Annotated in this window: 9 protein-coding genes and 1 tRNA gene; 2 read left to right on the top strand and 8 right to left on the bottom strand. The window is 60.0% G+C overall.

Annotated features, from left to right (window positions below; genetic code table 11):
* A partial coding sequence (locus EN993_RS29675) for a DUF2865 domain-containing protein (protein WP_127265569.1) occupies positions 1-789 on the bottom strand: 789 nt, incomplete at its 3' end.
* Between the two features lie 318 nt (positions 790-1,107).
* Between EN993_RS29675 and EN993_RS29670 the strand changes: the two genes are divergently transcribed.
* Entirely contained in the window at positions 1,108-1,323 is a 216-nt protein-coding gene (locus EN993_RS29670; protein ID WP_109665080.1) for a hypothetical protein, read from the top strand.
* 55 nt (positions 1,324-1,378) lie between these two features.
* On the opposite strand, the gene EN993_RS29665 is transcribed toward EN993_RS29670, so the two are convergent.
* The 4 genes from EN993_RS29665 to EN993_RS29650 all read right to left on the bottom strand — a co-directional run bounded on the left by EN993_RS29665 (position 1,379) and on the right by EN993_RS29650 (position 4,118).
* Positions 1,379-1,747: a hypothetical protein gene (locus EN993_RS29665; RefSeq protein WP_127265568.1), complete on the bottom strand. Its 369-nt coding sequence runs from the start codon at positions 1,745-1,747 to the stop codon at positions 1,379-1,381.
* A 362-nt stretch (positions 1,748-2,109) separates the two neighbouring features.
* Positions 2,110-2,964: a glutathione S-transferase family protein gene (locus EN993_RS29660; protein ID WP_109665074.1), complete on the bottom strand. Its 855-nt coding sequence runs from the start codon at positions 2,962-2,964 to the stop codon at positions 2,110-2,112.
* Positions 2,965-2,986: 22 nt separating this feature from the next.
* The gene (locus EN993_RS29655; protein WP_127265567.1) at positions 2,987-3,568 is read right to left on the bottom strand and encodes a VOC family protein; all 582 of its coding nucleotides are present in this window, start codon (positions 3,566-3,568) and stop codon (positions 2,987-2,989) included.
* Between the two features lie 217 nt (positions 3,569-3,785).
* Positions 3,786-4,118, bottom strand: a complete 333-nt coding sequence (locus tag EN993_RS29650; protein ID WP_245469010.1) for a hypothetical protein — start codon at positions 4,116-4,118, stop codon at positions 3,786-3,788.
* A 118-nt stretch (positions 4,119-4,236) separates the two neighbouring features.
* On the opposite strand from EN993_RS29650, the gene EN993_RS29645 reads away from it, so the two are divergent.
* Positions 4,237-4,965: a glycosyltransferase family 25 protein gene (locus EN993_RS29645; RefSeq protein WP_109665483.1), complete on the top strand. Its 729-nt coding sequence runs from the start codon at positions 4,237-4,239 to the stop codon at positions 4,963-4,965.
* A 120-nt stretch (positions 4,966-5,085) separates the two neighbouring features.
* Here the strand turns inward: EN993_RS29645 and EN993_RS29640 are convergent.
* The 3 genes from EN993_RS29640 to EN993_RS29630 form a co-directional block, all read right to left on the bottom strand.
* Positions 5,086-5,160: transfer RNA gene (locus EN993_RS29640), tRNA-Glu, on the bottom strand.
* 90 nt (positions 5,161-5,250) lie between these two features.
* Positions 5,251-5,658: a VOC family protein gene (locus EN993_RS29635; protein ID WP_109665064.1), complete on the bottom strand. Its 408-nt coding sequence runs from the start codon at positions 5,656-5,658 to the stop codon at positions 5,251-5,253.
* 30 nt (positions 5,659-5,688) lie between these two features.
* A partial coding sequence (locus EN993_RS29630; RefSeq protein ID WP_127265566.1) for a fimbrial protein occupies positions 5,689-5,959 on the bottom strand: 271 nt, incomplete at its 5' end.

Raw genomic sequence — 5,959 nt, 5'->3', positions numbered from 1 at the left:
ATCCGGCTTTACCGTCGGCAGCGGAATGATGGCGTTGCTCATGTCGGCGGGGGTCACCGTCCTGGCTCGCAGTTCGGTGACCCGCTGGTAGTAGCGCTTGACGTCGCATGCCTTGAAACTCGCGTCATCGCGGTATCTGAAGGCCGCCGGCAGCTCGGTATACGGCTTGCGCGTATCGAGCGCGACCATCTGGTCGGTTTCGAGGCTGGCGTCGCTCAACGTGTAGAGGTCGACGCTGGGATCATCACAGATGTAACGGCACTGATCGGCCGTCTCCTTCAGATCGCCGCTGGCCGCGAATTGCGACTTTGGCGCCGGGAAGAAATACCCGTCCGACAGGCGCACGCAAAACAGCATCGCATTGCCGCCGAGCGTGGCCCCCGCCGATTGGGTGCCGGGCGCGGCGCGCGCCGGCCGTTGCTTTGCAGAAGGCGCGCAGCCAAGCGCGACGAAGCGCGCCTGCAGGCCCGATGTGTCCCGGTCCGAATTCGCCGCGGCAGCGATCCGGCGCTGCACATCCGCGCGGCTCCTGGCAAGATCGGCGCAAGCGTTGAAGAGGCCACCGAGCGAACTTTTCGCCGAGCACTGTCGCTGTCTCTCGATAGTCTGGATGGCGGCAAGTTGCCGGCGCAGCTGGCCAAGCTCCGGGCTCGCCCCGCCGCTGCGGCCGGCCGAAAGCAACTGGCTTCTGATCGCGCCGCAGCTGTCCGCGTAGGACGAAAGCGTACCGAACAAAACCACCGCCAGCGATATCAGCACGATCATCATGAGAGGCCAGAAACGGATCATCGGGACGACTTGGTCCTTGTTGCAGAGAACCTGGAATTACAATCCTTGACTTCGGCAAGTTTCGGCTAAATAAGTAACACCTAATTTCTACAAGCTTTTCAACCTGAAGAGATTTTCGCCTGGTGTATTAAGTCGCCTCATGTAAATTGGATATTACATTTTTATTTCAAGATTGAGACGAACTCCAAAACAATGTGGCAAGCCCCACGATCGCCGAGAGCCACGGCGCAACGGGCCGGAGTCAATCCGGCGTTACCGCCATGTGCTTTTGAAACCTTTGCCCGGTCTCCGGCGTTGAATGGCCAAAGGAGAACGCAGATGTCGATCCACTTCACTGTCTCCGACCTGACAAGAAACCTGTTTCACTCGCTGGGGCTGGATCACGAGCGCGCACCAAGGCCTCTCAACCCCGAGCAAAGCCTGTTGCTGGAGTGCTATCTGGCCGGCCAGGTTCCGGAATCGGCCTGGAACGACTACGTCTTCGAGACGCCCGATCTTGCCCGGCACGCCAAGGCAAGGCGCAGTCACCACTGAGCCGTGCAGCACGGGCCAAGCGCATCTTGGCAATGCGGCTTGCGCCGCTCGTGAGCTACTTGGGAGAGGCAAATTGCAACGTGAACACGTTGCCGGCGATCCCTTGCGCCAGCTTCGCTGAGAAGGTCAGGGGCAGGCAATTCTGCAAGGCCGTAGTTGCGGCATCGACAAACGATTTTTTCGCCTTGGCATCGCCATCCACCTTGATGGCTGTCGGCCTCGGTGGGCCGATCAGCGTGCCGTCCCGCTTGAAGCTGAAGCTCAAGGTAACGCTGGCAGTTCCGGCATCCGCCGGCGGCGTCCAGCATGCCTGGATGGCAGCCCCGACATCGTTCATGGTGTTCAGTTCAGCCGCATCTGAAGTATGAATGGCGCTCGCCAGCATCACGCCCGCAACCGCAACCCGCCTCACAACGCTTTTCATCGCCAGCCCTCATCTCGCGCCTGACCGACAATCCATGCCGGACTGTCAAAATGGATGGTAGGGCCAACGCCGGCAATGACAATATCTCTCCGCAAAAGTTGACGCCAAAAAAGCGACAGCGGACGAGGCTTGCGTGGCCCGATCGCTGCTCGACCGCGCCCCGGCAATAGAGCAATTCCAGGAAAAGTATGAAACGGTTTTCCGTCCCGGAATTGCGTCAACAAAGAGATGGCGTGCGAAAGCAAAAAAGGCCGGCATTGCGCCGACCTTTCCTATCGCTACGACGTTCTGCGCCAGTACATCCGTGGTCGCGGGCCGAAAGCGAATTGCCTCCAGTAGACAGGGCTTTGGTTAACGAATCCTTAAGCTGAGGCCTTGGCCTGCGACTTCACATAGGCGATGTAGCCGCGCACGTCGCCGGCCGGCTCGCTATAGGCCTTGCCGAGCTTCTTCTCGACCGCTGCCACATAGTCTTTCGCCCATTTGGGCAGAGGATAGTCGATGACGGCCAGGAATTCGAGCGTCGCCGCCAGGCGAATATCGGCAATGGACGGGTTCTTGCCGCCGATGAACGGCTTGCCATCCCTGAAGAAGGAGTGAAAGACCTCCAGCGGCTCGGCGATCGCGGCCATCGCCGCCTTCTGGGCTTCGGACTTCCTGTCGGGGTGGGCGTCGCTGTGGCCGACCTCGCCGGCATATTGCGGAAAGCCGAGGAACGGATAGGTGGCGCGCGCCACATAGGGGTAGAGCGTACCGACCAGGTAGAACATGGCGCTGTCGATCATCGCCCGCTTGGCCGGCGCCTTGGGATAGAATTTCTCCAGCCCGTGCTTGTTGGAGAGGTATTGCATGATGGCGCAGCTTTCCCACAACACGCCTCTGGGAAGGCCCTTGTCCTCGATCATCGGCGTCAAATGGGCGGGGTTCCGCGCCATGAATTCCGGCGAACGGGTGTGGCCCCAGGCATCGGTCTCGGCGGTGTCCAGCCCGGCCGCGCGCGCGAACACCCGGACAGTCATGTTGTTGACGCTGGGCTTCAGCATGCTGAGCTTCACGGCCGGTTTCTTCGCCGGCTTCGCCTTGGCCTTGGGCGCGGCTTTTGCCGTCGCCTTCACGGCGGGCTTGGCGGCTGCCGGCTTTGCCGCAGCTTTCGCCGCCGGCTTGGCGGCTGCCTTGGCGGCTGTTTTCTTCGCACTCTTCGTCGCTGTCTTGGCCATCTTGTTCCTCCCTCTGGTTTGTTCAGTATGGGTTCTTCGCTGCCCGGTCGTCAGACAAGGTTGCGCGCGAACGCTCGACGAGCGCCTGGATCGCATCGGCCAGATGCACTTCCGCGATATTGTAGTCGCCGCGCGCGACCCGCAGCCTGTGTGCTTCCATCAGCACGTCGGCATGGGTGAAGCCCGCCGGCGGCTCGAAGCGGTAGGAGGCGAGCTCGATCAGCAGGCCGAGCGGATCCTCGAAATAAATCGAATCCATGAAGCCGCGATCCTTGACGTCGCTGTGCTTGATGCCGCGCTCGTCAAGCCGGGCGACCGCCTGCAGGAAGGTCACGCGCGACACCGAAAAGGCGATGTGGTGGACACAACCCGGATCGGTAGGCGTGCGCCGCTTCTCCGGCGTGCGACTCTCATCGGTGAAGATGGTGATCAGCCGGCCGTCGCCCGGATCGAAATAAAGATGGCTTTCCCTCGGCTTGTCGAGGTTGGGCTGCTCGAAGATGAACGGCATGCCGAGCACGCCTTCCCAGAAATCGATCGAGGTCTGGCGCCCGGCGCCGACCAGCGTGATGTGATGGACGCCCTGCGATTGCAGTTTCTGCATTGGCCTTCTCCCCCGTGGCATCAACTGCCCGTCCGGATCTTGCCGGCACCCGGCGTTCTGCGCACCGCTGGAGCCTCAGGATCCCTGACGTGATGCTAATGCAATCGGCCCCGCTGCGCCAGAAGCCACGAACGCGGTCAGGATCGGGCGATTGAGGGAGAGATCTAAGAGATTCGTGGTCTAGGATCGAAAGCGAATTGCGTCCAATGCCGGCACGCTAATCGAGAAATCTGATCTTTGTGAAAGACATCATCTCTCCCATGACGTTGCCGCTGTCATCGACCTGCTGCCCCTGCCCGACTGTAACCGTCACGCGTTTTCCCTTGTAGTGGGACGGCATCACGGTTTGCTCGTTCCAGCTTTCGCACTCGGGCGCGGAACACAGGCCGACTTGCTCGGCCTTCTTGCGGTCGACAAGGGTCAGGTAACAATTGTCGCCGCATTCAAAACCTCGAATGGTGCCCGTGATCTTGCTGTCCTTGGAGAAGGACGGACCACACTGGGCAATCAGGGACACGGAGACGAGGAGGGCCAAGGCCAGTTGTTTCATGCAGCCAACTTGCTGCAACATGCCGTGCCGCGCAAGCACTGCACGCCGGAATACGCTTTGTGGTTATGAACGTTCAGGGCCCGTAGATTTCCAAAACGCCAGTGGCTATATGGATCACATGCTGAAATTTCCCGCCGACCAAGTCTATGTGCGTATTTGCCACGTCAAGAAGGGCTATGAGGACCGAGAACAGCACATCGCGAGGCAGATCGGACGCCATGGTATTCCCGCCACTTGGTACCTTCACTGGGATGTTTCGGACATTACTGATGAAGACGTCAAAAGACTTACCACGCCAGGCGCTCTCAAAATGGCGGAACTGTCCTGCTCCTTGAAACACATCGGGATCTGGCGTGATTTTCTGAAGACCGACAAGCACTATTGTCTGGTCTTAGAGGACGACGTGTTCCTGGCGGCCAATTTCAATACAAAATTCAACGCGGCTCTGGCAGAGCTCGGCGATCCAAACCGCAAAGCCGTTATCTATATCGGCAATGCCGGCACCTACTACATTTCGGCGTTCAAGTTGAAGCGCGGACAACATCTCTATCCAGCCCCCCACGGCAAAGCCACCGATTCCTACATCATCACCCGCTCCGTGGCAGCGGAGAGGTGCGCCTGGTTTGACGAACGCAAGATGTCCGGGCCGATCGGTCACGAGATCGACAGTGCCGACGCGGCGCTGGGCGTGGAGGTGCTTTGGTTCGAGAGACCTTTTGTTGAGCAGGGCACCCACACTGGCGCCTTCCTGACGTCTATAAACCCCGACAAACAAAGGCCACTTTGGTACAAGCGCATGGAGTGGCTCTATAAAAAATATCGCCGGCAGCTGGTTGGCCATATCTAGAGACTTGCTGCCACCCGGTTCTGTTCATATGCCACGCCGGCCATCCAACGGAGACCGCGTCAAACTTTGGCCTGCAGGACCAGATCCTCAAAACCTGTACGACTAAGTCATTGAAATCCTTGGTACGCCCAAGGGGAATCGAACCCCTGTTCCCGCCGTGAGAGGGCGGTGTCCTGACCGCTAGACGATGGGCGCGTTCAAGAACCGGCGATATAGGCTGAGCGCTGGGAAAAAGCAACTGGGGTTCGGCCGCTTTCCCTTGTCGGGGAAAAGTCGGCTGCAGGTCTAGCGTTTCGGCTCGATCAGGTCCCAGAGATTGCCGTGGAGATCGGCGAAAACCGCCACCGTGCCGTAAGGCTCGAAGCGCGGTGCTTCACGGAATTCGACGCCCTTCTCCAGCATCGCTTTATGGTCGCGGGCAAAGTCGTCGGTTTCGAGGAACAGGAAGACACGCCCACCGGTCTGGTTGCCGATGCTTTTGCTTTGTGCCTCGTCGGAAGCTTCGGCCAGCAGCAGCCTGGCGCCTTTGCCATTGGCCGGCGCCACCGTGACCCAGCGTTTTCCCCCGCCGAGATCGACATCTTCGACGAGCAGGAAGCCCAGCCGCTCGACATACCAGGCTATCGCCTCGTCATAGCTGGCGACGACCAGGGCCACGGTCGCGACACGGCGATGTTCGGCGAACCCGGTCATGCCTGAGGCTTGTTCATCGTTGCTGACCGGTCATTTGTTGCGGATCGCAAAGCGGCCGATCAGGCGGCGCTCGGCGATATCGTAGACGAAGATCGTGCGGTTGCCGTCGGCAAGTTCGGCGTCGATGGAGAGGCGATTGCCGGACAGCGACTGGCTGACCACCTTGGCGCCGATCGGCAGCACGATGTCGCCGCTGACCGGTTCGCCGGCGGGTGTCTGGATATCGCCGGCCAACGGCGGGTTCTCAGGAGATGCTTTGCGGGATTTGTAGACAATCGCCGCGATCACCACCATAAGAGCC

It is taken from the genome of Mesorhizobium sp. M7D.F.Ca.US.004.01.2.1, assembly GCF_003997785.1.
GTDB classification, from domain to species: domain Bacteria; phylum Pseudomonadota; class Alphaproteobacteria; order Rhizobiales; family Rhizobiaceae; genus Mesorhizobium; species Mesorhizobium loti.
Note: the sequence above shows the minus strand (reverse complement) of the source record. Positions and strands in the feature narration are given on the sequence as shown.